At 75.0% G+C, this 25,733-nt stretch carries 19 protein-coding genes; 10 read left to right on the top strand and 9 right to left on the bottom strand.

Going from position 1 to position 25,733, the window contains the following annotated elements; translation table 11 throughout:
* Nucleotides 1-9 precede the first annotated feature (9 nt).
* The 3 genes from OO48_RS35925 to OO48_RS03760 form a co-directional block, all read right to left on the bottom strand.
* Nucleotides 10-4,914 carry a non-ribosomal peptide synthetase gene (locus OO48_RS35925; RefSeq protein WP_051731694.1) on the bottom strand — a complete coding sequence of 1,635 codons (4,905 nt, stop codon included), beginning with the start codon at nt 4,912-4,914 and terminating at the stop codon, nt 10-12.
* A gap of 220 nt (nt 4,915-5,134) precedes the next feature.
* Nucleotides 5,135-7,792, bottom strand: a complete 2,658-nt coding sequence (locus tag OO48_RS03765; RefSeq protein WP_245194513.1) for an ABC transporter permease — start codon at nt 7,790-7,792, stop codon at nt 5,135-5,137.
* A 14-nt stretch (nt 7,793-7,806) separates the two neighbouring features.
* Nucleotides 7,807-8,517, bottom strand: a complete 711-nt coding sequence (locus OO48_RS03760; protein ID WP_245194512.1) for an ABC transporter ATP-binding protein — start codon at nt 8,515-8,517, stop codon at nt 7,807-7,809.
* A 553-nt stretch (nt 8,518-9,070) separates the two neighbouring features.
* On the opposite strand from OO48_RS03760, the gene OO48_RS03755 reads away from it, so the two are divergent.
* The 7 genes from OO48_RS03755 (at nt 9,071) to OO48_RS03725 (ending at nt 15,596) form a co-directional block, all read left to right on the top strand.
* Complete coding sequence (locus OO48_RS03755; protein WP_033212780.1) at nt 9,071-10,087, top strand: methyltransferase; 1,017 nt, start codon at nt 9,071-9,073, stop codon at nt 10,085-10,087.
* Complete coding sequence (locus OO48_RS03750; RefSeq protein WP_051731693.1) at nt 10,084-11,259, top strand: tryptophan 2,3-dioxygenase family protein; 1,176 nt, start codon at nt 10,084-10,086, stop codon at nt 11,257-11,259. The genes OO48_RS03755 and OO48_RS03750 overlap by 4 nt, the downstream gene beginning before the upstream one ends.
* A gap of 82 nt (nt 11,260-11,341) precedes the next feature.
* Entirely contained in the window at nt 11,342-12,493 is a 1,152-nt protein-coding gene (gene mppP, locus OO48_RS03745) for an enduracididine biosynthesis enzyme MppP (RefSeq protein WP_051731692.1), read from the top strand.
* Complete coding sequence (locus OO48_RS03740; protein ID WP_081951890.1) at nt 12,493-13,677, top strand: aminotransferase class I/II-fold pyridoxal phosphate-dependent enzyme; 1,185 nt, start codon at nt 12,493-12,495, stop codon at nt 13,675-13,677. Before mppP ends, OO48_RS03740 begins: the two co-directional genes overlap by 1 nt.
* Entirely contained in the window at nt 13,674-14,471 is a 798-nt protein-coding gene (gene mppR / locus OO48_RS03735) for an enduracididine biosynthesis enzyme MppR (RefSeq protein WP_033212778.1), read from the top strand. Before OO48_RS03740 ends, mppR begins: the two co-directional genes overlap by 4 nt.
* Before the next feature lie 61 nt (nt 14,472-14,532).
* Complete coding sequence (locus OO48_RS03730; protein WP_033212777.1) at nt 14,533-14,745, top strand: MbtH family protein; 213 nt, start codon at nt 14,533-14,535, stop codon at nt 14,743-14,745.
* Nucleotides 14,745-15,596, top strand: a complete 852-nt coding sequence (locus tag OO48_RS03725; protein WP_033212775.1) for an alpha/beta fold hydrolase — start codon at nt 14,745-14,747, stop codon at nt 15,594-15,596. The genes OO48_RS03730 and OO48_RS03725 overlap by 1 nt, the downstream gene beginning before the upstream one ends.
* Before the next feature lie 113 nt (nt 15,597-15,709).
* Here OO48_RS03725 and OO48_RS03720 read toward each other — a convergent pair whose 3' ends face one another.
* Nucleotides 15,710-16,756, bottom strand: coding sequence for an LLM class F420-dependent oxidoreductase (locus tag OO48_RS03720; RefSeq protein WP_033212774.1), 1,047 nt, complete (start codon nt 16,754-16,756; stop codon nt 15,710-15,712).
* Between the two features lie 228 nt (nt 16,757-16,984).
* Between OO48_RS03720 and OO48_RS03715 the strand changes: the two genes are divergently transcribed.
* The gene (locus OO48_RS03715; RefSeq protein WP_033212771.1) at nt 16,985-17,962 is read left to right on the top strand and encodes an aldo/keto reductase; all 978 of its coding nucleotides are present in this window, start codon (nt 16,985-16,987) and stop codon (nt 17,960-17,962) included.
* A 30-nt stretch (nt 17,963-17,992) separates the two neighbouring features.
* On the top strand, nt 17,993-20,245 hold the full coding sequence (locus tag OO48_RS03710) for a helix-hairpin-helix domain-containing protein (RefSeq protein ID WP_033212768.1): 2,253 nt from the start codon (nt 17,993-17,995) through the stop codon (nt 20,243-20,245).
* A gap of 557 nt (nt 20,246-20,802) precedes the next feature.
* Here the strand turns inward: OO48_RS03710 and OO48_RS03705 are convergent.
* Both OO48_RS03705 and OO48_RS03700 read right to left on the bottom strand, forming a co-directional pair.
* The gene (locus tag OO48_RS03705; RefSeq protein ID WP_033212766.1) at nt 20,803-20,991 is read right to left on the bottom strand and encodes a hypothetical protein; all 189 of its coding nucleotides are present in this window, start codon (nt 20,989-20,991) and stop codon (nt 20,803-20,805) included.
* Between the two features lie 186 nt (nt 20,992-21,177).
* On the bottom strand, nt 21,178-21,783 hold the full coding sequence (locus tag OO48_RS03700; RefSeq protein ID WP_033212764.1) for a hypothetical protein: 606 nt from the start codon (nt 21,781-21,783) through the stop codon (nt 21,178-21,180).
* A 397-nt stretch (nt 21,784-22,180) separates the two neighbouring features.
* Here OO48_RS03700 and OO48_RS03695 point away from each other — a divergent pair, with 397 nt between their 5' ends.
* Nucleotides 22,181-22,390: a DUF5703 family protein gene (locus OO48_RS03695; protein WP_033212879.1), complete on the top strand. Its 210-nt coding sequence runs from the start codon at nt 22,181-22,183 to the stop codon at nt 22,388-22,390.
* 122 nt (nt 22,391-22,512) lie between these two features.
* Here OO48_RS03695 and OO48_RS03690 read toward each other — a convergent pair whose 3' ends face one another.
* The 3 genes from OO48_RS03690 to OO48_RS03680 form a co-directional block, all read right to left on the bottom strand.
* Nucleotides 22,513-23,310, bottom strand: a complete 798-nt coding sequence (locus OO48_RS03690; RefSeq protein ID WP_342449627.1) for a chaplin — start codon at nt 23,308-23,310, stop codon at nt 22,513-22,515.
* A gap of 426 nt (nt 23,311-23,736) precedes the next feature.
* Nucleotides 23,737-23,979 (bottom strand): chaplin, encoded by a 243-nt coding sequence (locus OO48_RS03685; protein ID WP_033212762.1) that lies wholly within the window; start codon nt 23,977-23,979, stop codon nt 23,737-23,739.
* Between the two features lie 303 nt (nt 23,980-24,282).
* Nucleotides 24,283-25,605, bottom strand: coding sequence for a M20/M25/M40 family metallo-hydrolase (locus tag OO48_RS03680; protein ID WP_033212761.1), 1,323 nt, complete (start codon nt 25,603-25,605; stop codon nt 24,283-24,285).
* Nucleotides 25,606-25,733: the final 128 nt, after the last annotated feature.

Here is a 25,733-nt window from a genome sequence, read left to right as displayed (position 1 = left end):
CTTGTCTGGTCAGATCAGGCCGGGCGCTTCGGCCCCGGAGACGGCAGTCAGGCTCGCGACGATCCGCTCCTGGACGACGGCGGCGAGGTCCCGTACGCGCCGGTGCTCGAACAGGTCCCGCGGGGAGAGCGGCACGCCGAAGGCGGCGCGCATCCGGACGGCCAGCCGGATGGCGTTGATCGAGTCGCCGCCGAGGTCGAAGAAGCTGTCCAGCGCGCCCACCCTGGGCGCGTCCAGCACCTCGCCGAAGATCCGGCAGAGCGCCTCCTCCGTCGGGTCGGCCGGCGGGGTGTACGCCCGCTCCTCCGACTCGGCCGCCGGTTCGGGCAGCGCGGCCCGGTCGAGCTTGCCGTTGCGGTTGATCGGCAGCGCCGCCAGCACCACCACGGCGGCCGGGACCATGTAGGCGGGCACGTGCCGGGCGGCGTGCTCCCGCAGCTCCCGGTCGGACGGCCCGGCGCCGCGCGGCACCACGTAGGCGACCAGCCGCTTGCCGGCCCCGTCGGCGCGCACGACCACGGCGGCCTCGGCCACCCCGGGGTGCCGCAGCAGCACGTTCTCGACCTCGCGGGGCTCCACCCGGAAGCCGCGGATCTTCACCTGGTCGTCCGAGCGGCCGGCGAACTCCAGGGTGCCGTCCCGGTTCCAGCGGGCCAGGTCGCCGGTGCGGTAGAGCCGGGTGCCGGGGGCGCCGAACGGGTCCGCCACGAAGCGCTCGGCGGTCAGGTCGGGCCGTCCGACGTAGCCGCGGCCCACGCCGGCGCCGCCGAGGTACAGCTCCCCCGTGGTGCCGGGCGGCACCGGGCGCAGCCGGTGGTCGAGGACGTACACGGTGGTGTGCGGGATCGGCCGGCCGATCGGGACGTTGCGGTAGCGGACGCCCGGCTCCACCTCGAACAGCGTGGCGGCCACGGCGCACTCGCTCGGCCCGTAGCCGTTGAGCAGGCGGCGGCCCGGCGACCAGTCGGCGGCCAGGTCCGGGGTCAGCACCTCGCCGCCGCACAGGACGGACTCCAGGTGCGGCAGTTCGGCCGGGTCGAGCACCGGCAGCACGGTCGGCGGCCCGGTGACGGCGCTGACGTCGGCCTCGCGCAGCTGCTCGATCAGCTCGGCGCCGCTGTACGTCCCGGCGGTGGTCGGCGCGACCAGCGTGCCGCCGCCCGCGAGCGTGCTCAGCAGGACCAGCGAGGCGGCGTCGAAGCTCATCGGGGAGAGCTGGTAGACCCGGGCGCCGGGGCGCACGTGCAGCGGGACGACCGCCTCCACGGTGTTGACCATGGACCGGTGCTCGACCATGGTGCCCTTGGGCTTCCCGGTGGAGCCCGAGGTGTAGACGGTGTACACCAGGTCGCGCGGGCCGCCCTCGTCCGGCGGGGCGGTGGCGGGCCGGGCGGCGACGGCGGGCCAGTCCCGGTCGAGCAGCACCAGCGGGGTCGTGGCGCCCGCGAAGACGTCGAGGTGGCGGGCGTGGGTGAGCACCACCGCCGGGCGGGCCTCCTCCAGGATCGCGGCGGCCCGCCGGGCCGGGTAGTCGGGGTCGATCGGCACGTAGGCGCCGCCGGCCTTGAGGGTGCCGAGGACGGCGACGACCAGGTCCGGGCCGCGTTCGACGGAGACGCCGACCAGCACGTCCGGGCCGACGCCGAGCCCGCGCAGGTGGTGGGCCAGCCGGTTGGCGCGCTCCTCCACCTGCGCGTAGGTGAGCCGGTGCCCGCCGCGCTCGACCGCGACGGCGTCGGGCCGCTCGGCGGCGCGTTCGCCGATCAGGTGGTGCATCCGCCGCTCGATCGAGTACCCGGCGGGGGCGCCCTGGGCCCACGCGCCGAGGAGGGTCTCCCGCTCGGCGGCGGTCAGCACGCTCAGGTCGCCGAGGCTCGGCGCCGTCCCGGCGGCCAGCGCGTCCAGCACGGTGATCAGCCGCTCGGCGATCAGCCGCACGCTCTCCGGGTCGAAGAGCGCCTCGTCGTGGAGCAGCCGCAGGACCGGCGGATCGCCCGGGAACACGCTCAGCGCCAGCGGGTAGTTGGTGGCGAACCGGACGTCGAACGCGCGGATCTCGGACCGGTCGAAGGGGTAGTTCTGGAACACCACGGCGGTGTGGAACAGCTCCGCCCCGGGCTCGACGTCGGCGAAGGACCGCACCCGGTTCAGCGGGGCGTACCCGAACTCGCGGGCCGCCGCCTGCTCGCGCTGCAGCTCCGCGAGCCAGGGCAGGACGGGCTCGTCCTCGCCGACCAGGACCCGGACCGGCTGGGAGTTGATCATCATGCCGACCATCGACTCGACGCCGGGCAGCTCGGCCGGGCGCACCGACATGCTGGTGCCGAAGCACACGTCGCGCTCGCCGCTCAGCCGCGCCAGCAGGACCGCCCAGGCGCCCTGGACCAGGGTGTTCCAGGTGAGCCCGGTGCGCCGGGCGTAGGCCGAGACCCGCGCGGCGGTCTCCGCCGGGACGCCCACCTCCACCGACCGGCGGGCCACCGCGCGGTGGCCCTCGGCGGGCTGCCGGTCGCCGGGCACCGCCACCGGGGTGGTGAAGCCGGCCATCCGGCCGCGCCAGTACGCGTCGGCGACGTCGAGGTCCCGGTCGGCGAGCCAGTGCACGAAGTCCCGGAACGGCGGCCGCTCGCGCACCGGTCCGCCGCGGTAGTCGTCGATCACGTCCTGGAGCAGTTCGGCGGAGCTCCAGCCGTCGGTGAACACGTGGTGCACCGTCCAGACCAGCTCGACCGTGTCCGGGCCGAGCCGCACGACGGTGACCCGGCTCAGCGGCGCCCGGGTGAGGTCGATGCCCGCGGCGAGGTCGGCCTCCAGCAGTTCGCGCAGCAGCGCCGGATGGTCCTCCGGCGGCCGGGCGCTCCAGTCGAGCTGGGTGACCGGCAGCACGACCTCGTCCCGGACGACCTGCACCGGCTCCTCGACGTCGGCCCAGCGCAGTTCGCTGCGGAGCACCGCGTGCCGTTCGGTGGCCTCCTGCCAGGCCCGGCCCAGGCGTTCGGGGTCGGTGACGTCGCCGAGCCGGACGACGAACTGCACCAGGTGCAGCGCCGGGTCGTCGAGCATCAGGGAGTCGAAGAGCATGCCGCTCTGCATCGAGGTCAGCGGGTAGCTGCCCGACCGCGGCGCCGGGGGCCGGGGGGCGGGCGCCGGCGCGGCGGTCCGCCGGACCGCGCCGGCCAGCGCCTCGACGGTGGGGTGGGCGAAGACGTCGGCGGTGCTCAGCACCAGGCCCCGGGCCCGCGCCCGCGCGACGATCTTCATGGTGAGCACGGAGTCGCCGCCGAGGGCGAAGAAGTCGTCCGTCACCCCGACCTGCCCGACGCCGAGCACCTCGGCCCAGAGGGCGGCCAGTTCGCGCTCGGTGTCCGTCTCCGGCGCGCGGTGCGGGGCGGGGCCGGCCGGCGGCTCGGGCAGCGCGCCGCGGTCCACCTTGCCGTTCGCGTTGACCGGCAGCCGCTCCGTCCAGACGATCCGCGACGGCACCATGTAGCCCGGCAGGCGCTCGGCCAGCCGGGCGAGCAGTTCGCGCTCCTCCAGGGGTCGCGGCCCGGTCGGGTAGCCGACCAGGCCGCGGGTCGCCCCGCTCTCGCGCACCGCCACGACGGCGTCGGTGACGCCGGGGCACTCCCGCAGGGCGGTCTCGATCTCGCCGAGCTCGATCCGGAAGCCGCGGATCTTGACCTGGTGGTCGGTGCGGCCGAGGAACTCGATCAGCCCGTCCTCGGTCAGCCGCACCCGGTCGCCGGTGCGGTAGAGCCGGCCGCCGGGCACGAACGGGTCGGCCACGAAGCGCTCGGCGGTCAGCGCGGGGCGCCCGAAGTAGCCGCGGCCGGTGCCGTCGCCGGACAGGTACAGCTCGCCGACGCCGCCGGCGCCGACCTCCCGCAGCTCCTCGTCGAGCACGTGCGCGGCGGTGTCGTCCAGCGCGCCGCCGATCACCGCGATCCGGCTGCGCACGTCCTCGGGCGCCGGCCGGTGCGCGGTGGCGAACACCGTGCACTCGGTGGGGCCGTACGCGTTGACGAACGCGGTGCCCGGGCAGGCCCGCCGCACCTCCTCGACGGCGGCGGCCGAGACCGCCTCGCCGCCGGCCCACACCTCGCGCAGCCCCGCGAAGCAGTCGGGCCGCTCCTCGGCGAACAGCCGGAACAGCGCCGCGGTCAGGAAGACCGCGTCGAGGCCGTGCCCGGCGCTCAGCGCGGCCAGTCCCGGCGCGGTCAGCTCCGCGGGCCCGACGACGACCCGGCCGCCGTTGAGCAGCGGCACCCAGACCTCGTAGGTGGAGGCGTCGAACGCGAGCGGCGCGTTGAACAGCGCGACGCGGCCGAAGGCGGCGCGCACCTGGCGGTCCCGGGCCAGCGAGGCGATGTTCCGGTGGGTGATCGACACGCCCTTGGGGCGGCCGGTCGAGCCCGAGGTGTGGATGACGTACGCGAGTTGCTCCTCGTCCACCTCGACCTCGGGGGCGTCGGCGCGCCGCCCGGGGTCGGAGCGGTCGACGAGCAGCACGGGGACCCCGGCGGCGGTGGCCCGGTCGGCGGTGGTGCGGTCGGCGATCAGCAGGACGGTGCCGGTGTCGGCGAGCATCCGGCGGATCCGGTCGTCGGGGTAGCTCTCGTGCAGCGGCAGGTAGAGCCCGCCCGCCTTGAGCACCGCGAGCATCGCGACGACGGTCTCCGCCGAGTGGCCCGAGCGGCCCGTCAGCAGGCCCACCCGCGACTCGGCGCCCACGCCGGCGGCCGCCAGGCGGTGCGCCAGGTGGTTGGCCCGCTCCTCCAGTTCCAGGTAGCTGAGGGTCAGTCCGGCGTCGACGACGGCGGGAGCGGCGGGCTCCCGGCGGGCGTGCGCGGCGACGAGGTGGTGGACGGCCCGGCGCGCCGGGCCGTCGGGTGCGCTGTCGAAACCGTGGGACATGTGCGGCCCTCCACTGGAGACACGCGAGGCGAGCGGATCTGTCGGCAGTCGAGCTTCGCCCGCGGGACGGTGCCCGCTCCACGTTCTTGAGCCGTGAGGAAAATGCCCGCCCGGCACGGGCCCGGCGGACCGGACCCGGGGCCGGACGCGGGGCCGGACGCGCAACGGGTGGGGCACGGCCGAAGCCGTGCCCCACCCGGGGGTGCGCCGCGGTCCCTCCTCACTCCGGTTGCGAGATGGCCTCCACCGCCGGCGGGCGCAGCGCGAGCCGGGCCGGCAGCATGACGGCCGGCCAGGCGACCGCCGCGGCCGCGACCACGATGCCGAGGTAGGTCAGCGGGGGGATCGACGGGAACACCGAGTGCCGGATCGCGTAGCTCATGCCGATCAGCGAGGGCAGTGCGGCGAGCGTGCCGACGACGACCGCGGAGACCACGATCAGCGCGGCCTCCTGGCGCATCATCGACAGCACCTGGCCGGTGCGGGTGCCGACGAGGCGCAGCAGGGCGTACTCGCGCCGCCGGGAGATCGTCGCCATCACCAGGGTGTTGACGACGGCGATGGCGAGGTAGCCGAGCAGGACGGCGTTCAGCACCAGGCTGACCCCGTCGTCGGCCCCGTCGCTCGGGGCCGCGGTGAGCGCCCCCGCGTCCCGCACGCCGAGCGTCGGGTGGTCCTTCAGGACGGAGTCCAGGTCCGCGCCCTTGTCGGCGTCGACCATCAGCCACTGGTCGAGGTGGTCGGTGGTGTGCTCGATCACCACGTCGTGCGGCAGGGTGACGTCGCCGAAGCCGAGGCCGTTCTCGTAGACCGCGACCACCTCGGCGTTCTCGACGCTGCCGTCGCCCAGGTGGACGTCGACGCGGCCGCCGACGTCGGCGCCGACCGTGCCGGAGACCATGCGGCTGAGCGCGACGGTGGCGTTCCCGGTGAGCCGGTTCAGGTCGCCGCGCAGGACGCCGAGGTCCATGGTGGCCGGCACGGCCGCCGGGTCTACGCCCTGGGCGCTGGAGATCCGGTACTGGATGCTGTCGCCCGTGCCCCAGGTGAGGACGGTCGACGTCCGGGCGACCGGGCCGACCGTCCGGACGCCGGGGACGGCGCGGAGCTTCTCCGTGAGGTCGGGCGAGATGCCCGCGCCGTCGGAGAGCACCACCCGGTCGGCGATCACGCCGGCCACCGCCTGGTCGTGCGCGGTGGCGGCGAGCGTGGTGGCGCTGAACAGCTGCGCGGACGCCATGGTCACGCCCATGATCAGCGGGGTGGTGGCGGAGCTGAGCCGGCGGGCCCGGGCCTTGGAGTTGGCGAGGGCCAGGAACCGGGTGACGCCGCCGCGGCGGCGGCGGGCGAGCATCCCCGCGATGCCGCCGAACAGCTTCGGCCCGAGCAGGCCGATCGCGACCACCAGCACCAGGGCGGAGCTGGCGGCGCCCTCGACCGCCGACTCGCCGGGCAGCACGATCGGCAGCACGACCGCGACGGCGAGGCCGCCGGGGACCAGGAGCGCGCCGACGGTGAGCCGGAACCAGCCGAGCTTCTTCGGCTCCACCGCGACGTCGCCGAGCGCCTCGACGGCGCTGACCTTCGCGGCCCGCCGGGCCGCCAGCCAGCCGCCGACCCGGGCCGCGAGGACGCAGACCAGCAGCGCGGCGATCACCGGCAGCGGGGTGATCACCAGCGAGAACCCGGACGGCAGCGCGCCGACCGCCGCGAACACCCGGTGCAGCAGCAGGGCCAGCAGGATGCCGGGGACGGCGCCGAGCGCGGCGCCGATCCCGCCGACCAGCACGGCCTCGCCGCCGATCATGCGCAGCACCTGCCGGGGGGTCGCGCCGACGGCCCGCAGCAGGGCCAGTTCGCGGCGGCGCTGCTGGACGGAGAGGGCCAGGGTGCCGGAGACCACGATGACCACCAGCAGGCTCATGGTGGCGCCGAACGCGCTGGCGACCTCGATGACGAACGACCGCATCTGCCCGACGTCGAGCGTCTCGACGTCGCTGCGGTCGTCGCCCGTGTAGGCGACCACCCCGGGCACCGCCTTGGTGATCCGGTCGGCCAGCTCGCCCGCGCCGGTGCCCGGCGCGGCCAGTACGCCGACCGCGTCGATCCGGTCGGCGGTGCCGTAGAGCTCGGTGGCCCGGCCGTCGGTGAAGAACACCGCCGACTGCCGGTCGAGCGGCCCCTCGGACCGCACGACGCCGCTGACCCGGTACGCCGCCGGGGTCGACCCTGCCACCAGCGTGACGGTGTCCCCCGGCCCGACCCCGGCCCGGCGGGCGAGGTCCTCGTCGAGCGCGACCTCGTCGTCCGCCTTCGGCTCGGCGCCGCCGCGCACGGTGAACGGCGCCAGCACCGAGGCCGACCAGCCGTGCCCGTACACCGGCGGGCCGTCCAGGGCGGCGTCCTCGCGCAGGACGCTCAGCCGGACGCTGACGTCGCCGACCGCGCGCTCCACGCCCGCCACCGCGGCGACCTGGGCCACCGTGCCGGCGGGCACCCTGACCCGTTCGGACAGCCGCGGGTCCGTGTCGCCCGGCACCGGGACGGCCTGGTAGCCGCCGACGACCACGGACGCCCGGTGGTACCGCTCGGCCGGGACGCCCGAGCTGATGCCGGTCTCCAGCAGCACGCCGCAGGCGGTGATCACCGCGGAGCCGACCGCGACGGCGATCAGCACCGCCGCGAAGCCGCCCTTGCGGCCGCGGACCGTGCTCCAGGCCAGGGCGAGGTTCTGCCGGGAGAGCGTGCGCCCCTTGCGCTTCCTCGCCTTCCGCGCCCGCTTCTCCGCCTTCCGCTCCGCCTTCTCGGCTGCCTTCGCGGCGGCCTTCGCGGCTGCCTTCGCGCCCTTCTTGTCCAGCGGCGGTTCCGCCCCCTTCACGGCGCCCCCGCGACTCACCACTCACCCAGCCTGGTCATCCGGTCGGCCACCCGCTCCGGCGTCGGCCCGACCAGTTCGCCGGCCAGCCGGCCGTCCGCCAGGAAGGTCACCGAGTCCGCGTGCGAGGCGGCGACCGGGTCGTGCGTCACCATCACCACGGTCTGGCCGGTCCGGTCGACGACGCCGCGCAGCAGTTGCAGGACCTGCCGGCCGGTGCGGGTGTCGAGCGCGCCGGTCGGCTCGTCGGCGAAGACCACGTCGGGCCCGGTGATCAGGGCCCGGGCGATCGCCACGCGCTGCCGCTGGCCGCCGGAGAGCTGCCCCGGGTAGCGGTCGGCCATCTCCGCGAGCCCGACGTCCGCCAGCTCGGAGAGCACCCGGTCCTTGGGGACCGGGGTGTCCGCCAGCCGGAACGGCAGGCCCACGTTGTCGGCGATGGTCAGCGAGTCGAGCAGGTTGTACGCCTGGAACACGAACCCGACCCGCTCCCGGCGGACCTCGGTGAGCTGTTCCTCGTTCAGGCCGCTGAGCCGGGTGTCGCCGAGGAACACGTCGCCCTTGGTGGGCTGGTCCAGGCCCGCCGCGCAGTGTAGGAACGTGCTCTTCCCCGAACCCGAGGGGCCCATGATCGCGGTGAACGTCCCGCGCGGAACGCCGATCGTCACGTCGTCCAGGGCGGTGACCGCATTCCGGCCCGAACCATAGGTTTTGGTCACGGATTCCAATAACAGGGCATGCCTACCGGCCACTACGGATCCTTTCCCCGTTTTCCCGGAGACGCTACCGGCCCCGGCCACTCCCGATCAAGCCGCTTCCAGCCGAAAACGATCTTCGAAAACGTCCGGAGGATTCCGAAAAACAGCCCCGACCTGCACGGTCCCCTTTTCCGTCCGCGCCGCCCGGCCGCACCGGATGACCTGATCCCGACCACCGGCACCCGGATTTCAACCGGCCATGGGACCACGTCGGCCTCCCCGACCCCTCGCCGTCACGGGGAGTTCGAATCGGGGCCGGAACCGACCCGCCCGGGATCGGGACCGCCCGCGCGGCCCGCCGGCCGGCCGCCGCCGCCCGAAAGCGCCCCCGAACTGTGGGTTTCACTCTGCAGGCAACTACATGGCCGGTCCGCCGTGCCCGCCGAAATACTTCTGGACGACTCGGGGGGCTCCCACCGCCCGGGCCGGGCCGATCCGGCCCCGAGATCCCGGCGGTCGCGTCCGACACCCGCGGCCCCGTTCGAGAATGACAATTCCCACGCATCGATGGGCAGCGAGAACAATGATTCCTGCGAATCTGGAACGCGCCGTCTACGGCCTGTACGCCACCCACGCCCTGCACGTCGCGGACGGGAACGGCGTCTTCGACCACCTGGTACGACACGGCGGCGACACCGCCGGGAAGATCTCGGCCGCACTGGCCGTGGACGAGGACACCCTCGAACGGCTCCTCCTGGTGCTCTCCTCCTTCGGCATCCTCGACGCGGACGACGGGCACTACTCCCTCGCCGCGGACGTGCGGCCGTACGTCGACCGCGAGGACCCCCGCTACCTGATGGGATTCGTCGGCCACCTGATCGGCAGCACCACCGAGCAGTTCGGCCGGCTGGCCGACTACCTCGAGGTGGGCAAGGCCGAGGCCGACCGCGACGCCCCCGCGCCGTTCGACACCCTCTACCGCGACGACGAGTCGGTGGGCCGCTTCCTGAACGCGATGTGGAGCCTCAGCCACCACGTCTCGCACGAACTCGCCGCCCTGGCCGGGCTGGAGGACTCCCGGCAGCTGATCGACGTGGGCGGGGCGAGCGGCCCGTTCTCGGTGGCCGCCCTGCGCGCCTTCCCCCGGCTGCGCTCGACCGTCTTCGACCTGCCCCAGGTCGGCCCGCACCTGGCCGCCCGGGCCGCCGAGCACCACCTGGAGGACCGGCTCGGCTTCGAGGCCGGCGACTTCTTCCGCGACCCGCTGCCGGCCGGCGACTGCTTCGCCTTCGGCTACATCCTGTCCGACTGGGACGACGAGACCTGCGCGGCGCTGCTGCGCAAGGCGTACGACGCCTGCGCCCCCGGCGGCCGGATCCTGGTCATGGAGAGGCTGTTCGACGACGACCGCAGCGGCCCGCCGGCCGCCGCCGTCATGAACCTCTCCATGCACTTCGAGACCCAGGGCCGGCACCGCACCGCGGCCGAGTACCTGGAGCTGCTGCGGCGGGCGGGCTTCGAACAGGGCGAGGTCCGGCGCTCCGGCGGCGACAAGCACCTGGTCATCGGCCGGCGCGCAGACCGCGGGTCCGAACGGTGAGCCCCGCCGGGGCCGGTGCTCCGGACCGCCCGCGGACGCTGCCGGAGAGCTGCGCCGAGCTGGCCGCCCGGCTGCACGCGACGCCGATCGCCGCGCTGCCCGAGGAGGAGGTCCGCCGGCTCTCCGACCGCCACGACGCGGCCGCGGCCGGGCCGGACACCGAGGAGAACGAGCTCCTGCGGCTGCTGACCCGGCCGTTCAGCCGGCGCCTCGACATCCCCGAGTACTACCGCTACACCGGCCTGCACGTGATCGGCTGGTACCTCGACCGGCGGGACGACGCCTACGGGGCCGGCCTGCTGCTGATCCACTCGCTCGTCACCGACCTGATCGCGCTCGAACTGCGCGAGGCCGGACTGCACGAGACCACCGCCGAGGAGGGCGCGGAGCGGGTGCGCCGGCTGGAGGCGGTGCTCGACCGGCTGTCCCGGGCCCCGCTCGGCCCGGACCGCACCGTGGCGAACGCCGGACTGGTCCGGTCCGCCGCGCTCGACGACGGGCTGGTCCGCGACCTGCTGGTGGTCGACCGCTGCTCGGGCTTCCGCCGCTCGGACAAGCACGACGAGCACATCTTCATGCGCACCGTGCAGGCGTGCGAGGTCGTCTTCCACCTGATCCGCTGGACCGCGCGCCGCGCCACCGAGGCGATCGGCCGCGACGACGCCGAGTGCCGGCTGCGGCTGGCCCAGTTCGCCGCCGTGACCGAGCTGCTGAACGCGCTCTTCCACTCCCTCCGCACGCTGACCCCGGAGCTCTTCATGGGATTCCGGGAGGCGACCGGGAGCGCCAGCGCGGTCCAGTCGCTCAACTACCACCTGATGGAACTGGTGGTGTACGGCTACGACGAGCGCAAGGTCGAGGTCTACAAGGGGTTCGCGCACCTGGCCCCGCTGCTCGACCCGCCGCTCCACGAGTTCACGTCCCTGAGCGACGCCGCGGCCGGTGCCGCCGACGCCTGGGTACGTGAGGCGTTCGCCACGGGCGAGGCGCCACTGCACGTCTGGCGCGGCCGGCACTACGGGTTCGGCCGCCGCTACCTGTCGGACATCAAGGGGTCCGGCGGGACCGAGGGCGCCGGTTACCTCAAGCGCTTCGTCGGGAAGACCGGTCTGCTCTCGGGCGACCGGATCGACGACACCGAGCAGTTGCTCACCCAGTTCGCGTTCTGCTGACAGGTCATTCGATTCCTATCCCGACGCTCCGGCGCCGGTGAGTCGCGGCCGTCCGCCGCGGCTCCAAGCATGAGAGGTGCTTGTGAACAGAATTCTTCCGACGGTCTCTGCGGAGAACCTGACCCAATTCGAGACGCTCGCCCTGGACAGCTCGATGAACCTCGCCGACGGGCACGCCCGTCAGCAGCTCACCGCGGTGCAGGGCAAGATCGTCTCCGAGCTGCCGAGCATGTGGGCCGAGGCCGTCATGCGCCCGGTGTCGGAGATCGAGCGGGAGGCGGCCGACGCGTTCTTCGGAATGCTCGGCCAGCACAGCCACCCGTTCGCGGCCGGGCGGACGCTCAGCTGCTACTCGTCCTCGCTCGCCATGGAGATCCTGGCCCGCTCGCTGGTCACCACCTCCGACGCGATCGCGCTGCTGCACCCCACCTTCGACAACATCCCCGACATCCTGCGCGGCGTCGGCCTCGAACTCGTCCCGGTCGAGGAGGAGGCGGCCCACGACGCGGACCTGCCGGACGAACTGCTCGAACGGGTCGGCTGCGTCTTCATCACCACCCCGAACAACCCCACCGGCCGGGTGATGACCGAGGCCCGCCTGCGCCGGCTCGCCGAGCAGTGCGCCGAGCACGGCGTGGTGCTGGCCCTGGACACCTCGTTCCGCGGCTTCGACCCCGCCGCCCAGTTCGACCACTACGCGGTGCTGGAGGAGGTCGGCTGCCGCTGGGTGGTCATCGAGGACACCGGCAAGCTCTGGCCCACCCTCGAACTCAAGATCGGCTGGCTGGTCCGCTCGGCCAACGTGGACCTGCCGATCGAGAAGATCCACTCGGACATCCTGCTCGGCACCTCGCCGCTGATCCTGCTCATGGTCAAGCGGTTCGCCGAGGACGGTGCCGACGGCGGCCTCGTCGACCTGCACCGCACCATCGCCGAGAACCGGGCCCTGGTGCGCGCCGAACTCGCCGACGTCCCCGACATCGGCTTCGTCGACGCCGACGCCAAGGTCAGCGTGGAGCGCCTGCACGTCGGCTCGCGGATGGGCATGGACGTCTGGTCGGCGGTCAGCTCGGACAACCTGTACGTGCTGCCCTGCCAGAAGTTCCACTGGGCGCGGCCCCAGGAGGGCGAGCGGATGCTGCGCCTCGCGCTGTCCCGCAACCCCTCCACCCTGGTCTCGGGCGCCCGGGTGCTGCGCGCGGCACTGCTCGGCACCGCCCGGCAGCACGGCTGATGGTCCCGTCCCGCGCGACGGTCTCGCCGCTCCCGCACGCCCGCTGGTGGCGTGCGGGGGTGGTGCAGGCCGTCGCGCCGCCGGGCGTCGTCGACCTGGAGCCCGGCTACCTGGAGCCGGGCCTGCTGCCGGTGAGCGAGGTGCTGCCGCTCTACGCGGAGGCGCTCTCCGAGTTCGGCCCCGCCGCGCTCACCTACGGCGCCAACGCCGGGGCCGAGCCGCTGCGCGTCCTGCTGGGCGAGCGGCACGGCTGCGCCCCCGACGAGGTCCTGGTCACCGCCGGCACCTCGCAGGCGCTGGCCCTGCTGTGCGGCGTCCTGGGCGAGCCGGGCCGGCACGTCGTGGTCGAGCGCACCTCCTACGACCTGGGCCGCCGGATCATGGCCGACCACGGGCTGCGCGTGCTCGAGGCGGACGCCGACGGGGAGGGCGTCCGGCCGGACGCCCTGGAGCGGGCGCTGGCCGGGACCGGCGCGGGCCGGGTGGCGTTCGTCTACCTGACGCCCACCTTCCACAACCCGACCGGCACGGTCGCCGGCGAGCAGCGCCGCCGGGACCTGCTCGCGGTCGCCGCCCGGCACGGCGTGCCGATCGTGGAGGACGACGCGTACGCGGAACTGTGCCTGGACCGCGTCGCCCTGCCGCCCCCGCTCGCCGCGCTGGCCGAACGGCGGGGCGTGATCCGGCTCGGCTCGTTCGCCAAGACGCTCGGACCCGGCCTGCGGCTGGGCTGGCTGGAGGCCGAACCCGAGGTCGTCAGGGCGCTGGCCGCGCGCGGACAGCTGGTCAGCGGCGGCGCGCTCAACCACCTGACCTCGCTGGCGGTCGCCATGCTGCTCGGCGACGGCCGCTACGACCTGCGGCTGTCCTGGCTGCGGGCCCAACTGCGACTGCGGCGCGACACGCTGATGGCGGCCCTGCGGGCCGGCCTCGGCGAGTCGGTGACCGTCGACCGCCCGACCGGCGGCTTCTTCACCTGGCTGACCTTCGACCCGCGGCGCGACGAGGGGGCGCTGGTCGCGGCGGCCCGCGACGCGGGCGTCGCGGTGGCGCCGGGCTCCCGCTTCGGCGGTGCCGGCGGCACCCACCTGCGGCTCGCGTACAGCCTCAACCCGCCCGACCGTCTGGCGGAGGGAGCCGCCCGGCTCGCCGCCGCCTGGAGAAACGAGGAGTCCCCCCGATGACCAGCCCCGCCGTCAGCGCCCTGCGCGGCTACAGCCTTCCGCTCTCCCCCTCCGGCACGTCGGCCACGCTGACCCCGCCGCCCTGGCACTTCGCCGGGGAGGTCGTCATGGTCGACTACCGGGTGGACCCGGAGGCGGCCGCGGCGTTCCTGCCGCCCGGGCTCGACCCGGGCGCCGACCCGGGCCGGGCGGCGGCGGTCTTCGCGCACTGGCAGTGGTGCTCGGAGGCGGGCGAGGAACTGGCCGAGCCGGGCAGCAGCCAGTTCGGCGAGTTCCTGATCCTGCTGAGCTGCGAGTACCGCGGCCGCCCGCTGGCCCGCTGCCCGTACGCCTGGGTCGACCAGTCGGTGCCGCTGCTGCGCGGCTGGGTGCAGGGCATGCCGAAGCAGTTCGGCGAGGTCCACCAGACCCGGCCGATGCGGGTGGGCCGGGCCGGGCCGCTGGGCTCCGCCGCAGGCACCTACCACGGCACCGCCTCGACCGGCGGCCGGCGGATCGCCCGGGCCTCGGTGCGGGCGACCGAACTCGCCACCGGCGTGCCGCAGTTGCACGACGTGCCGCTGGTGCACAGCCGGGTCCAGCCGCCGTGGGTCGCCGGCGAGCAGCCGCCCTCCGGCCTGGTGACCTCGACCGTCACCGGCGTCGAGTTCTCCGAGGTGTGGTCGGGCGACGCGGACCTGGAGATCTTCGACGTGCTCGACGCCGACTTCGCCTCGCTGCGGCCGGTCGAGGTCGGGCGCGGCCACGTCTTCGGGTACGCCGAGACGCTGGTCTCCGGCAAGCCGCTCGACTGAACCCCGGCGCACCGCCCCTCTTCCACTTCCACGACGAGACCTGCGACCTCAGGAGCAGACGATGAGCAACCCGTTCGACGACCAGGACGCGTCCTTCAAGGTGCTGGTCAACGCGGAAGGCCAGCACTCGCTGTGGCCCGCGTTCGCCGCCGTCCCCGCGGGCTGGTCGGTCGCACTGGCCGACACGGACCGCGCGGCCTGCCTGGCGTACGTCGAGGAGCACTGGACCGACATGCGCCCCAAGAGCCTCGCCGACCGGATGGGCGCGCGCTGATGGGGACCGCGACCGTCGGCGGGGTCCGGCTGCACTACGACGACCACCTGCCCGCCGGCCGGACGGACCCGGAGGCGGTGGTCCTGGTCATGGGCGCGGGCGGTCGCGGCCGGGCGTGGTCCCTGCACCAGGTGCCGGCGCTGGTGGAGGCCGGCTACCGGGTGATCACGTACGACTCCCGGGGCGTGCCGCCCAGCGACCCCGGCGGGCCCGGCCTCACGGCCGGCGACCTGGTGGCGGACCTCGCCGGGTTGATCGAGCACCTGGACGCCGGGCCGTGCCGCCTGGTGGGCACCTCGCTCGGCGCCCACGTGGTGCAGGAACTGCTGCTGGCCCGGCCGGACCTGGCCACCGCGGCCGTCCTGATGGCCACCCGGGGCCGCGACGACCCGCTGCGCGCGGCGGCGGCCCGGGGCGAGATCGAGCTGCTGGACTCCGGCGTCGAGCTGCCGCCCCGGTACCACGCGGCCCTGCAGGCGATCCAGAACCTCTCCCCGCGCACGCTCGACGACGAGCTCGCGGTGTCCGACTGGCTCGCGGTGTTCGAGCAGTCGGTGTCCGGCGGCCCCGGGCTGCGCCACCAGCTCGCCGTCCAGCCGGACCCGGCACGGCTCGCGGCCTACGCCTCGATCACCACGCCGTGCCTGGTCATCGGTTTCGCCGACGACCTGGTCACGCCGCCGCACCTGGTGGCCGAGGTGGCCCGCGCCATCCCCGGCGCGGTCCACCGGCTGATCCGGCACGCGGGCCACTTCGGGTACCTGGAGCAGCCCGAGGAGGTGAACCGGCAGATCCTGTCCTTCTTCGCGGGCGTCCCGGCCGGCGGCCTCGCCCTCGCGTCCCCCCGGTGACACCCGGCGACTCCCCGTGACCCCCGCCCGGCCGGGCGGGTGCCCGCCGCGCGCACTCCCCCCGACGGCGTGCGGCGGGCGCCCGTCCGGCCGGGCGGCGGCGGGCCGGACGGTCAGGCCAGCCCGGCGCGCTCCAGGGCCTCGACGCCGGTGCGCAGGGCGGCGACGCGCTCGTCGAGGGTCCAGCCGGCCGGGGCGAGGGTCAGCGTGGTGACGCCGGCGGCGGCGTAGGCCTGCATGCGGTCGGCGATGCGGGCGGTGTCGCCGAGGAGGGCGGTGGCGTCGATGAAGTCGTGCGGGACGGCGGCCGCGGCGGCGGCCTTGTCGCGGGCCAGGTAGTGGGTCTGGACCTCGTCGGCGGCCTGCTCGAAGCCCATCCGGCGGGCGAGTTGGCTGTAGAAGTTCTTCTCCTTGCTGCCCATGCCGCCGAGGTAGAGGGCGGTGTAGTCGCGCAGCGTGTCGGCGGCGGCCCGGACGTCCGCGCCGACGGCGATGTTGACGGTGGGGCAGAGGTCGAAGCCGTCCAGGGTCAGCCCGGCCTTGGCCCGGCCGGCGGCGAGGGCGTCGACGGAGAGCGCGGCGTGCTCGGGGGCGAAGAACAGGCCGAGCCAGCCGTCGGCGATCTCGCCGGTGAGTTCGAGGTTCTTGGGGCCCATCGAGGCGATGTAGAGCGGGACGCGCTCGCGGACGGGGTGGACGGTGAGCTTGAGCGGCTTGCCGGGGCCGCCGGGCAGCGGGAGCGTCCAGTTGGCGCCGTCGTGCACCAGGCGCTCGCGGGACATCGCCTTGCGGACGATCTCCACGTACTCGCGGGTGCGGGCCAGCGGCTTGTCGAACCTGACGCCGTACCAGCCCTCGGAGACCTGCGGGCCGGAGACACCGAGGCCGAGCCGGAAGCGGCCGCCGGAGAGGGTGTCCAGGGTGGCGGCGGTCATCGCGGTCATCGCGGGGGTGCGGGCCGGGATCTGGAAGATCGCCGAGCCGACGTCGATCCGCTCGGTCTTCGCGGCCACGTAGGACAGGACGGTGGCGGCGTCCGAGCCGTACGCCTCGGCGGCCCAGCAGACCGCGTACCCGAGGCGGTCGGCCTCCTGGGCGACCGCGATGTTGTCGGCGTCCAGGCCGAGTCCCCAGTAGCCGAGGTTGATCCCGAGTCGCATGTGCCCAAGCCTTCCAGTCGGGTGGTGCGGGTGAGCGTAGCCGCGTTGCCCGGGCCATGCTACTGACCGGTAAGGGTGGTGCGGGTCACACCCCGGCGCGCGCGGCGGCGCGGCGCGCGGGTGCTCCCGAACCCTGGGGGGTTTCGCCGCTACCCTCACAGCACGTGGGGGGCACCACCCCCGACCTGCACCATCGTTGTTGACGCAGCGGGCTTGACGGAGGGCGCGATGGAACAGCGACAGCTCGGCCGGACCGGCCTGCGGGTCTCCCGGCTCGGTCTGGGCACCCTCACCTGGGGCCGGGACACCGACGAGCACGAGGCCGCCGAGCAGTTGAAGGCGTTCGTGGACGCGGGCGGCACCCTGGTGGACACCGCCGACGTGTACGCGGACGGCGGCGCCGAGTACCTGCTGTCCCGGCTGACGGACGGCCTGGTCCCGCGCTCCGAGCTGGTGATCGCCACCAAGGCGGGCGCGCTGCCCGGCTCGCGCCGCCGCGACGCCTCCCGCGGCCACCTGCTGAACGCCCTGGACGCCTCGCTGCGCCGGCTGAACACCGACCACGTCGACCTGTGGCAGGTGCACGCGCACGACCCGGCCACCCCCACCGAGGAGACCCTGCACGCGCTCGACCTGGCGGTCTCCTCCGGCCGGGCCCGGTACGTCGGGGTCTGCCAGTACAGCGGCTGGCAGCTGGCCAAGTCCGCGGCCCGCCAGCACGCGCTGCCCGGCAGCACCCCGCTGGCCTCCGTCCAGCTGGAGTACTCGCTGCTGCAGCGCGGCATCGAGCGCGAGGCGCTGCCCGCCGCGCTGGACGCCGGGGTCGGCCTGCTGGCCTGCTCGCCGCTCGGCCGGGGCGTGCTGACCGGCAAGTACCGGCACGGCGTGCCCCCCGAGTCGCGCGGCACCTCCCCGCACCCCGCCGGATCGGTGCAGCCGTACCTGGGCGAGGGCTCCCGGCGGATCGTGGACGCGCTGGCCACCGCCGCCGACGGGCTCGCCTCCACCCCGCTGAAGGTGGCGCTCGCCTGGGTCCGCGACCGTCCGGGCGTGTCGGCCACCCTGCTGGGCGCCCGCACCGCCGCCCAGCTGCAGTCCTCGCTGTCGGTCGAGGCGCTTACGCTTCCGGGTGAGATCCGCGCTGCGCTGGACGACGTGTCGGCCCCGGTGCACCGCTACCCGGACCAGGGCTGGACGGAGCTGTGACCGCCCGCCCGTCGAAGGAGCCTTCCCGCGATGACCACCCCCGAGCAGAGCCCGGCCGAGCGCCCGGCGGAGCCGACGGCCGCCCCGGACACCCCGGACGACAGCGCTGGGCGGACGGCTGACGCGCCGCTCACCGCCGAGCAGCGCGCCGCCGCGGTGGCCGCGCTGGCCAAGGCGATCGGCGCGATCAACGCGAACGACATCATCGCCCCGCCCCGCCCGCGCGACGCCGACCTTCCGGCCGACGACCTTCCGGCCGACGACGGGCCGGTCGCCGACGGGCCTTCCACCGGCGAACCGTCCGCCGAGCAGCCGTCCGCCGGGCAGCCGTCCACCGGCGTCCCGTCCGCTGACGCCCCGTCCGGGCGTCCGGCCGGCGGCCCGGTTGACGGCCCGTCCGCGCGGCCGGTCCGCCGCCCGGCCGCGCCCCTCGACGCTGCCGGCGCCCCCGTCGACGACGCGCAGCGCAAGGCCGCGCTGGCCGCCGTCACCGAGGTGCTGGCGGCCGGCGGCGCGCCCGCCGACCTGGCGGCCCCCGCGCTGGCCGCGCTCGGCGAGGGCGCGGCGGAGCAGCTGCGGGAGGACCCGTGGGCGGTGCTCTCGCTGCCCGGGGTGCGCCCCGAGCACGCGGACGGCTTCGCCAAGGCGCTGCTCGGCCCGGCCGCCCAGCCGGGCGACCAGCGCCGCGCCCAGGCGCTGGTGTCCTGGCTGCTGGAGCAGGCCGCGCTGCGCGGGCACTCGGCCCAGGAGCTCGGCGAGGTCGCCGAGGCGCTGCGCGCCCAGCGGGTGCCGGACCCGGAGGGTGCGCTGCAGGCGGTGCTGGTGGACGGGCGGGTGATGCCGTTCCAGGAGGAACTGCCGATGCCCCCCGGCAGCCACGACGAGGACGAGGAGCCGCCCGTCCGCACCATGCTCGCCCTGGAGCGGCTGGCGCTGGCCGAGGAGAGCCTCGGCGAGGGCCTGGTCCGGCTGCTGTCCACCTTCGTCCCGGGCGGGGACGCCGCGGCGGCGGAGGACGGGGTCGAGGACGGGGCGGAGGCCGGGGCGGAGGACCGGGTCGAGGACGGGGCGGAGGCCGGGGCGGAGGGCGCGTCCGCGCAGCCCGGTCCGGCCGCCTGGGAGGAGGCCGCCGCGGCGGCGCCCTCGCCTTCGGCGCAGGCGCTGGTGCGGGCCGCGGCCGGCTCCGGCCTGGTGCTGCACACCGGCGGCGAGGCGGCCCGGGCCGAGCCCGCCGCGCTGCTGCACGCCGCCGCCGGGCTGGGCCTGCGGGCCTGGGCCGCCACCTGGACCGGCCAGGGGCGGGACGCGCTGGCGGCGCTGCTGCCGGAGGGCTCCCCCGCCGCCGGGCGGATCGGCACCCTGAACGACCTGCTGTACGGCGCGGACGTGCCGCGCGCGGTGGACGGAACCCTCGAACTCGACGTGCTGGTGGTGCTGGACGCCCCGCTGCTGGACGTGGAGACCGCGGCGACGCTGCTGGAGGCGGTGGCGGACGGCGCCCGGCTGGTGCTCTCCGGAGACCCGGAGGGCCTCTGGTCGGCCGGCCCCGGCCGGTTCTTCGCCGACCTGCGGGCCGCCAAGACCTGCCCGGCGGTGGCCTCCCGGACGCCCGACCCCGGGCCGATCGGCGAGCTGGTCTCCGGCGTCGGCGTCGGCGAGCTGCAGCCGGTGGACGCCCCGGACAAGGAGGTGGTGATCCTCACCGCGCGGGACGGCGGGGAGGCCGTGCACCGGGCCGTCCAGCTGCTGACCGACTCCATCCCGCGCGCGCTGTCCGTCCCGTCCGAGCAGACGGTGCTGCTGACCCCGGGCCACGGCGGCCCGGCCGGGACGCGGGCGCTGAACGCGGCCGCCAAGGCCCGGCTGAACCCCGGCCCCGGCCGGTTCGGCGGCTTCGACCCGGGCGACCGGGTGGTGCACTCCCCCGCGCTGGGCGTCAGCCTGCCCGGGCGGGTGCTGGACGGCGACGCGGGCGGCCTGCACGTGGAGCTGGCCGACGGCGGCCGGATCACGCTGACCCCGGCGCAGGCCCGGAAGCTGCGCCACGGCTGGGCGGTGACGGCCCACCAGGCGGTCGGGCGGCGCTGGCCCGCGGTGGTCGTGGTGCTGCCGCCGGAGGCGGCCGGGCAGCTGACCAGGCAGTGGGTGTACTCGGCGTTCGGCCGGGCCGAGCGGCACCTGTCGGTGGTGCACGCGGCCGGCCCCGCGCTGGACCAGGCGGTCACCGAGCGGCCCGCGCAGGACCGCACCACCCGGCTGCGCTCGGTGCTCACCGCGCAGTAGCCCTCCCGGGCCGGAGCCTCGGGACCGGGAAAGAGCCGCGGGTGCGGCGGCGGGGCACCCCCCGCCGCCGCACCCGCGGTACACGTACACGCTGCTGCCGGGCCAGCCGTTCGGCGGGCTCGGGTGGGGGAGAGCCGCCGCAATCCCCCGGCGCCTCACCGTCGAAGCGCTTCTCCCTCGTCCGCCGTGGACCGGCAGTAGTCCCCCGTGCGACGTACGGCCGCATCGGCGACCGCATTCCGGTGTTCCGCTCCCGCGGGACGGAAGGCCGGAATGCGACTCCGTTGCTGCCCGAACGGTAGCCGAATTCGGACGCGTTCGCGCGCGAATTCTCCGAAGCGGTCCGGCCCGCGCCCGGGTTGGCGGGCGGAGGGCGGGCGGGGAGCCGACGAGTAGCCGGCGGCCCCGGTCTGGAGCCGCCCGCTCCGGAAGGGCGGCGGCGGGGGGGCACCCCCGGGCGTGCGAATTACCGGAATGGGCGGGCCATCGGTTGGCAATGCGTTGGCAATGGGCCGAGGGGGAATTCGGCGGGTAATCGGGATTCCCCGGACGCGAAGTCAGGAGAAGGGCTCGGCCATCCGCCGGCGCACCGTTTCGACTTCCCCTCCGCCGACCGCGGCGAAGACCCGGATCGCCTGCTCCCGGTACTCCCCGGCCCGCGCCGGACGCCCCCGGGAGATCCGGGCCGCGCCCATCCGGTCGATCGCCCGGCCGACCTCCAGCGGCCCGAGAAGTCGGAACCGCACCCCGCCCGCCGCCTGTGCGGCCGTTCTCCGGCCGCCCCCGGACGCGCGGGTGCCGGGGCGCGTCACCGACCGCCGGTCGGACGGGCCCGTCCGTCCGCGTGCCCGTCCCCCCTGTTCCCCCGCTCCCGCCGGGCCCCGTGCGGTGCTCTGCCGCGCGGGGCCGGGCGGGAGCGGGCGGCGGGCCGCTCAGAGCTCGTCGAGCTCGTCGTCGTAGACCTCGCTGACGTCGAAGCGGCAGATCAGCAGCTCCGGGTCGGCGCCGTCGAACGGCTCGGGCAGCCACTCGCCCGGGTCGGACGGTTCGGCGGCCGACACCCACAGCGTGGAGTCGCCCTCCTCCAGGCCGAACTCCTCGGCGCGGGCGGCGATCTCGTCCGGCTCGTACTCGCCGAACAGCACGCCGATCGCCGCCGTCACCTCGCCCTCGGCGCCCTCGCCGGGCGCGAGCGACTCGTCGACCCGTTCGGCCTGGGCGCGCAGCCGCTTGGGGTCGGCGATCAGGTAGTCGCGGCGGATCAGCACGCTGATCGCCTCGGGGTGCTCGGGGCCCTGGTACCCGGACCCGGCGTCGTCCCCGGGGATCTCGAAGGGGGTGACCTCGTCGTAGACCTCGTACAGGATCTGGTCGTAGGCGATGGCCGCCGCCGCGAGCTCCTCGTACGCGTGGACGACGACCGGATCGCCGGATTCGGTGGAGCTGGAGACGGCCTGCAGGTGGCGGTCGATGGCGGTCTTGACCGCCTCTGCGGCGGCCCGTACCTCGGTGATGGTCAGCTGCGCGGCATCAGACATGGTGCAGACGCTATCTCCACCTGGCGACGACACGCACAGCGGTTGTCACCTACAGCCGCTAAAACCGGGCAAGTTCACCCCCGATGTCCGTTCCGGGTGCTTCTGCGACCGCCACCGCGGGCGGTCTCCCGGGCCCCGCCCGAGCGGTTCCGCCCCCGCCCGGCCGATCCCCGGCCGGTCCTCCGCCCGCTCCCCCGGCCGTTCCCGGCCGTGCCCGCTCGCGCATCGGGGCGCTCCGGGGCGGGTATCCCTCCCGGTACGGGAAAACTGATTGACGATCAGCTCGGGCCGGGGCGAGGCTCGGACCGTCCAGCCGGACGGGCCGTACCCGAACCGGCGACCTGTCGGCGACGCGCCGTAGGCTTGCAGGCAGCACAGCAGCGGAGGAGACGCCTTGATCCCTACCAAAACGGCCCGGCTTCCGGAGTACGAGTACCAGTCGCTCCGCCTGCCCCGCGGCACCACCAGGAACGCCGCGCGGCAGCTCCTCACCGAGCACGCCGAGTACGGGAACTGGGAGCTGGACCGGCTCCGGCTGTTCCCCGACGGCAGTCGCACGGTCCGGCTGAAGCGGCGGATCATCCGGCAGGTCCGTTCCACCTGGTAGCGGGGATCCACCGACCAGTCACCGCACGCCCGCGCCCGGGCACCCCTCCTGTCGCGTACGGCGGGGCGCCCGGGCGCGGGCGTGCGGTGGTGCGGGCGCGGCGGCCCGGTGTCAGCCGGGTGTCAGCGGCGGGCGAGGGACCGCGAGCGGCGGTAGAGCACGCCACCGCCGAGCAGCAGCGCGATCCCGGCCGGGGCCAGCACCTCCAGGCCGGACGCGCCGGTGGAGGCCAGCTGCGCCTGGCCCGCGACGGCGGGGGCGGCGGCCCGGGCCTGGGTGACGGGCGTCTGCGGCGCGGCGGGAACGGACGGCTCGTCGCCGTTGGGGCCGCCGTTGCGGTCGGTGGGCGGCGTGGACGGCGTGGACGGCGGGGTGCTGTGCTCGCCGCCGGTCTCCGGGCAGTCGTGGCCGTGCGGCGGAGTGGTCGGCGGGGTGGTGTGCGGGGTGGTGTGCGGCGGCGGGGCGGGGGTGTTCGAGCAGTCGTTGCCGAACGCCGGGTTGCCGAGGCCCACCACGTTGACCGAGTTGCCGCAGGCGTTGACCGGCGCGGTGACCGGCACCTGCACGTTGTTGCCCGAGGCGACGCCGGGCGAGCCGGCGGCCGTCCCGCTCGCGGCGGAGCCGGACCCGGCGGTGCTGCCGTCGGCGTGGCGGCCGCTGCCGGTGTGACCGCTGGTGCCGGTGTGACCGCTGGTGCCGGTGTGACCGCCGGTGCTGACGTTGGAACAGTCGTTGCCGTACGCCGGGTTGAGCAGGCCGATCACGTTGATCGTGTTGCCGCAGGCGTTCACGGGGAGCTCCACGGGCACCTGCACCGCGTTCCCGGAGCCCACGCCGGGCGAGTTGGCCGCCACGCCGTGCGCATCGGCGGCCGCGTGGGCGTAGCCCGCGGTCGAGGCCAGCACGCTGCCGGTGGCCATGGCCGTGAGGAGGCCTTTCCTGGCGACCTGTCGCATTGACTCCCCTTGCTGTTTCTCACTCGACGGATCCGTGCCGACCGGCCCGGGCCGGATTTCCGGTTCCCCGGATTTCCGTCACCCGGAACCCGTCGGCGATCCGATAGTCGGAATTGCCTGCCGCGACGGCGGCAGCACTACATCAACGACCCGTGACGGTGAAGGTTGAGCCATCTGCAGTCAGTTCATCCGATCGGGTGAGCTGCGCCTTTCCCCGGGAACCGCGGCGTTCACCCGGTCGTGGCACCGAGCCCGCACGCTCCCGGCACCCCGCCCCGGCGCGCGCCCGAACAGGCGCCCGGACACGCGTCCGCCCCCGCGCGACACAGGGGGTCGCGCGGGGGCGGGATACTCGCGGTCAGGCGCCCCGTCGATCAGCGACGGGCCCGCTCAGACGTTCTGGCAGGCGTTGCCGAACGCCGGGTTGAGCAGGCCGATCACGCTGATGGTGTTGCCGCAGACGTTCACCGGGACGTGCACCGGGATCTGGATCAGGTTGCCGGAGAGCACACCCGGGGAGGCGACCGCGGAACCGTCCGCGTGCGCGCCGCCGTGCGCCGAGGCGGCGCCGGCGCCCGCGAGCACCAGGCCACCGGTGGCGGCGACAACGGCAGCGATCTTCTTGGCCTTCATCTGAACTGCTCCTCCTGGTCGTTTCCAGCCCGTTCCCCCGGGCTGCACCCGGAAGAACGAAGCCGCCACGAGCGGGACACGGGGCCGGAACCGCATTCACCCGTTGAAGTGATCAAGCGAACAGGTGATCGCCATTTCGGATGCTCGGCAGCTCTGATGCTGGACCGACTAGTCCGACTTCCGGCCCCGCCGTTCCCGACCGTTTCCCCGCCGGTTCGCCCGATCGCTTCCCCATTGGTTTCCCCGACCGTTTCCCCGCCGGTTTCCCCGACCGTCTTCCCGCCCGTTCTCCCGTACGCCGGGTCAGGCCAGGTCGATGAACCGGTCCAGCACCCGCACGCCGAACTTCAGGCCGTCCACCGGCACCCGCTCGTCCACGCCGTGGAACATCCCGGCGAAGTCCAGCTCCGGCGGGAGCTGCAGCGGCGCGAAGCCGAAGCAGCGGATGCCCAGGTCCTGGAAGGACTTGGCGTCGGTGCCGCCGGACAGGCAGTACGGGACGGCCCGGGCGATCGGGTCCTCGGCGCGCAGCGCGGTCTGCATCGCCTCGACCAGGGCGCCGTCGAAGCTGGTCTCGATCGCCTTGTCGTGGTGCAGGCTCTCGCGCTTCACCCGCGGGCCGAGGACGCTGTCCAGCTCGGCCAGGAACTCCTCCTCGTAGCCGGGCAGGAAGCGGCCGTCCACGTGCGCGGTGGCCTGGCCGGGGATCACGTTCACCTTGTAGCCGGCGCCGAGCATGGTCGGCTGGGCGGTGTTGCGCAGGGTGGTGCCGATCATCTTGGCGATGCCGCCGAGGATCCGCAGCGTCTCGTCCATGTCCTCCGGGTCGAGCGGGACGCCCAGCGCGTCCGAGAGCTCGTCCAGGAAGGCCCGGACGGTCTTGGTGATCCGCAGCGGGAACTGGTGCCGGCCGAGCCGGGCCACCGCCTCGCACAGCTCGGTGATCGCGTTGTCGTCGTTCGCCATCGAGCCGTGCCCGGCCCGGCCCTCGACGGTCAGGCGCATCCAGTGCATGCCCTTCTCCGCCGTCTCCACCAGGTACAGCCGGGCCCGGTCGTTGACGGTGAAGGAGAACCCGCCGACCTCGCCGATCGCCTCGGTGACGCCCTCGAACAGCTCCGGGTGCCGGTCCACCAGGAACCTGGCGCCGTACGTGCCGCCGGCCTCCTCGTCCGCGAGGAACGCGAGCACCAGGTCGCGCGGGGGCTTGCGGCCGGTGCGCAGCCGGTCGCGGACCACCGCGAGGGTCATCGCGTCCATGTCCTTCATGTCGACGGCGCCGCGGCCCCACACGCAGCCGTCGGTGATCTCCCCGGAGAACGGGTGCACCCGCCAGTCGTCGGCGTTGGCCGGCACCACGTCGGTGTGCCCGTGGATCAGCAGGCCCGGCCGGGACCGGTCCTCACCCTCGATCCGCACCACCGTGGAGGCCCGCCCCTTGGCCGACTCGAAGATCTGCGGCTCCAGCCCGAACTCGGCGAGCTGCTCGGCCACGTACTCGGCCGCCTTCCGCTCCCCCGGGCCCGAACCGTCGCCGTAGTTGCTGGTGTCGATCCGGATCAGGTCGCGGCAGATCTCCGCGACCTCCGACTCGGCCGTCACCGCGCGCTCGCTGCCCACGCTCATCGCTCCCACCTCGTGTCTGCCCGCCCCGGCGCGGCTGCGGCCCGCGCCGCCCCGACCCCAGCCGGGGGCCGCGGGCGCCGTCCCGCCATCCTCCCCCAGCGCCCGCCCGCCCCCAAGGGCATATCCCC

The organism is Kitasatospora phosalacinea, from assembly GCF_000716545.1.
Classification (GTDB): domain Bacteria; phylum Actinomycetota; class Actinomycetes; order Streptomycetales; family Streptomycetaceae; genus Kitasatospora; species Kitasatospora phosalacinea.
The sequence above is the reverse complement of the archived record's forward strand: the minus strand, read 5'-3'. Positions and strand labels throughout refer to the sequence as shown.

Excerpts from the sequence above, each read along its gene's own strand:
- OO48_RS35925 (WP_051731694.1), bottom strand. The coding sequence starts at position 4,914 with ATGTCCCACGGTTTCGACAGCGCACCCGACGGCCCGGCGCGCCGGGCC.
- OO48_RS03755 (WP_033212780.1), top strand. The coding sequence starts at position 9,071 with ATGATTCCTGCGAATCTGGAACGCGCCGTCTACGGCCTGTACGCCACC.
- OO48_RS03740 (WP_081951890.1), top strand. The coding sequence starts at position 12,493 with ATGGTCCCGTCCCGCGCGACGGTCTCGCCGCTCCCGCACGCCCGCTGG.
- mppR (WP_033212778.1), top strand. The coding sequence starts at position 13,674 with ATGACCAGCCCCGCCGTCAGCGCCCTGCGCGGCTACAGCCTTCCGCTC.
- OO48_RS03730 (WP_033212777.1), top strand. The coding sequence starts at position 14,533 with ATGAGCAACCCGTTCGACGACCAGGACGCGTCCTTCAAGGTGCTGGTC.
- OO48_RS03725 (WP_033212775.1), top strand. The coding sequence starts at position 14,745 with ATGGGGACCGCGACCGTCGGCGGGGTCCGGCTGCACTACGACGACCAC.
- OO48_RS03720 (WP_033212774.1), bottom strand. The coding sequence starts at position 16,756 with ATGCGACTCGGGATCAACCTCGGCTACTGGGGACTCGGCCTGGACGCC.
- OO48_RS03715 (WP_033212771.1), top strand. The coding sequence starts at position 16,985 with ATGGAACAGCGACAGCTCGGCCGGACCGGCCTGCGGGTCTCCCGGCTC.
- OO48_RS03710 (WP_033212768.1), top strand. The coding sequence starts at position 17,993 with ATGACCACCCCCGAGCAGAGCCCGGCCGAGCGCCCGGCGGAGCCGACG.
- OO48_RS03700 (WP_033212764.1), bottom strand. The coding sequence starts at position 21,783 with ATGTCTGATGCCGCGCAGCTGACCATCACCGAGGTACGGGCCGCCGCA.
- OO48_RS03690 (WP_342449627.1), bottom strand. The coding sequence starts at position 23,310 with ATGGCCACCGGCAGCGTGCTGGCCTCGACCGCGGGCTACGCCCACGCG.
- OO48_RS03685 (WP_033212762.1), bottom strand. The coding sequence starts at position 23,979 with ATGAAGGCCAAGAAGATCGCTGCCGTTGTCGCCGCCACCGGTGGCCTG.
- OO48_RS03680 (WP_033212761.1), bottom strand. The coding sequence starts at position 25,605 with ATGAGCGTGGGCAGCGAGCGCGCGGTGACGGCCGAGTCGGAGGTCGCG.